The organism is Gemella haemolysans (assembly GCF_901873445.1).
Classification (GTDB): domain Bacteria; phylum Bacillota; class Bacilli; order Staphylococcales; family Gemellaceae; genus Gemella; species Gemella haemolysans_C.
In genome coordinates this window covers 1-2789 of sequence record NZ_CABFLN010000058.1, presented here as the reverse complement: position 1 = coordinate 2789, position 2789 = coordinate 1, and the positions used below count along the sequence as shown (strand labels likewise).

The 2789-nt window shown below is 26.2% G+C and carries 2 protein-coding genes and 1 pseudogene; all 3 read right to left on the bottom strand.

The annotated features are described in order from the left end of the window. Window positions 1-24: 24 nt before the first annotated feature. Window positions 25-129, bottom strand: a pseudogene (locus JX287_RS07045) (IS200/IS605 family transposase); the annotation flags it as partial. Window positions 130-337: 208 nt separating this feature from the next. Continuing rightward, window positions 338-532 (bottom strand): hypothetical protein, encoded by a 195-nt coding sequence (locus JX287_RS07040; protein WP_204644130.1) that lies wholly within the window; start codon window positions 530-532, stop codon window positions 338-340. Between the two features lie 163 nt (window positions 533-695). Next, a complete protein-coding gene (locus tag JX287_RS07035) occupies window positions 696-1979 on the bottom strand; it encodes a protein kinase family protein (protein WP_204644129.1) in 1284 nt (427 codons plus the stop codon). Between the last annotated feature and the right edge of the window lie 810 nt (window positions 1980-2789).

Sequence of the window (2789 nt, the reverse complement as noted above, 5' to 3'; positions counted from 1 at the left end):
CTTTATTATACTTACTATATCTCATTTATATTGATTAAATTCTATTTTTCGTCTATACTTAGGTGTAAATACAATATGGTATTTACACAACCACTTTGTATGCGATAAACTATTATGTTTATTTGCCATAATTAAAATCATCCTTTCTTTTTTAGAGCTTGAACTACTCTTATTTTATCAAGAAAGGATGATTTTTCAATTGTTTAACTTTTAGCTCGCACCCGCATAGCGGGTGTTTTTTTGTTTCGGAGACTTCGCCTCCTCAACTGGCTAAAGCCTTTAACAAAAGCAGAGAAAAGTTTCATTATCTCTGCTTTTTATTGTCTATTTTTATTGCCTATTTCTTTTGAATTAACATTCCTATAGTCATTCCAATCATCGTTCCTAAAGACATTCCTATTGATACACCCATACCTGTTTTACTATCATATAAAGTACCTATTAAAGTACCTATAGACATACCAATAACCAAACCTAAAAGTATATAATCACCTTTATAACGCTTAGTTTTATCTCTCGATATTCTTATCATTCTTACTATCTTAACTATTATAAGCAATATACAAATTACAAATAAAAGTAATATTGGCCAAACCGTTAATAGAAAACTCATTTTATTCACTCACTATCTAATTCTTGTAGTTATATCGATATAGAATTCTATATGATTCTATTTATTATTAATCTTATACTAGTTAAGATATCTTATTAATATATAATATTGAATCTTCCATGACTATAGTTTCAAATAATTCACCAGATTTATCATTATCTTCCTTGTAAGAACATTCAATTTCGGACCAGAGTTTATCCCAATTTATCAAATTTCCCGAAGATAATTTTTCATTTCCTTTAAAAATAAGATTCACCCACGCTGTAATAAATTTCGAATCAAAAACATCTGTATCACCCAAATTTGAAATTACGGAAGGATTTCTAATATCGCCACCAATAATTCTATTTAATTCAGTAATTTCATTTTTATCACTAATATCAATTGTATTATCATTATACATATTTCCAAACATAATATTAATAAGTGCAATTAAACGTAACATATCACCGGCAAGTTCGGATGGTCTCACCTTTTTCTTAATTCTCCTTTCCTCAACATCTACATTTAATACATTCTTTAAACTTGAATTACGGAAAAAAGGTTTCAATATCTTTCTGATGTTATCCAAAATTAATTCCGAATCCCTATCCTCCCCAATATTACTATCGGTTGACTCTAATTTACTTGTCCCTAAATCGATAAATTTGACAGTGGAGTTATTAAAATCTATTATTCCCGCTGTATGACTCCTTAGTTTTATAATTGTCTTAGTTAAATTACCTTTATATTCTCTTTTCTGATTTGAATTTAATTTACTATCAGTAAAATATTCATTTAATTTAATAAAAAGATTTTCATTAAATACAGAATCAATTATTAAAATATTTTTCGGGTTTAAATCTCCATGAATTATAGAGGCTTTATGAAGTATAGAATAAGTATATAAAAAATTAGCAGCTAAAGACAAACTATATTGCACTATAAACCCTGACAAATATGAATAACTTTTCAAAGGATTTTCATTGTATTCTTCTTTTGCAAACCTAAGTAAATTATCACGATATAAAATCCAATCACTAAATGAAATTGACTCATTAATACACGACATAATCGAATAACTTGTCTCACTTGGATAATCAAATGTACCTGCATCGCTCACTACTGCTATAACTTCACTAACTTCACCTGAAGCATTCTTTATGGATTCTAATATGTTTTTTTGATAATCAGATTTTGAAACCTTCACCACTTGATAAATATTAAGAACTTTATGTCTCGCTTTATATACCTTTCCATTAGATCCTTCTCCTATTTCACGAAGAAACTCTAACTTTTCAAATGGATAATTCGAATTCTCAATTACCTCTGAATCATTAAAATATAACTTTTTATTTTTTATTATTAAATTCTCTGTTTTTTTCATAAATGTATTTTATCATATAAACTATATGTGCACAAGAATTACTTTGTCATATTCATAAATTCTCATTATCGATGTTCCTAATACTTCTTAATATTATTTATTAAGTTCTGTATAGCCATTATTTTAAACATCAATATTCTTTCAATTTGAAATGAAGTATATTGTCAATATTTTATATGATAAAAAAACTAGAAAAAAATAATTAGAACTGTAACATAAAGAAGCTCTAAAAAAATATGAGTTTTATATTTCTTAATAGGTGTTTTATATCTTGTATCAAGCATATATTCCTGCAAGATGATATTAGATAAAAAATATACTATTTCAATACTGTTTTCATCGTTTATCAGTGACTTATAGTTAAAGTCGTCGCTCTAGATAATAACAGTATTCTCTTTCAATTCTTCGGTTGAAAATAACTTTAAAAGTCTCCTAATCAAGGAACCCTTTTTCTAATTTATTTAGTACCCAATTTTCTAAAAGAATTTTTAAAATAATCAAGATATTTTTCTATTAAAGTAGTTTTCCTAAAAAACGGTAGGTATGATCTGAATTATCTAATACTATTTCTAAGTTTAAAAAATGCTGTTCTTCTATTATTCTCCATACTAATCACTATAAAGATATAATTATTTTCCTTAAAATAATAATTCAACTTTTTACTTTTTCTCTTATAAGAATTTTATTATTCTGATTTCATATTTCTATACTCCTCAAAAAAAACGACAGTTTCTGTACCGACCCCAAAAAGTTAGACCAAAAAATCTAACTTTTTGGAGGTCGGTATTTTTATGACTAAATATAATTTTG

Excerpts from the sequence above, each read along its gene's own strand:
- JX287_RS07035 (WP_204644129.1), bottom strand. The coding sequence starts at position 1,979 with ATGAAAAAAACAGAGAATTTAATAATAAAAAATAAAAAGTTATATTTT.
- JX287_RS07040 (WP_204644130.1), bottom strand. The coding sequence starts at position 532 with ATGATAAGAATATCGAGAGATAAAACTAAGCGTTATAAAGGTGATTAT.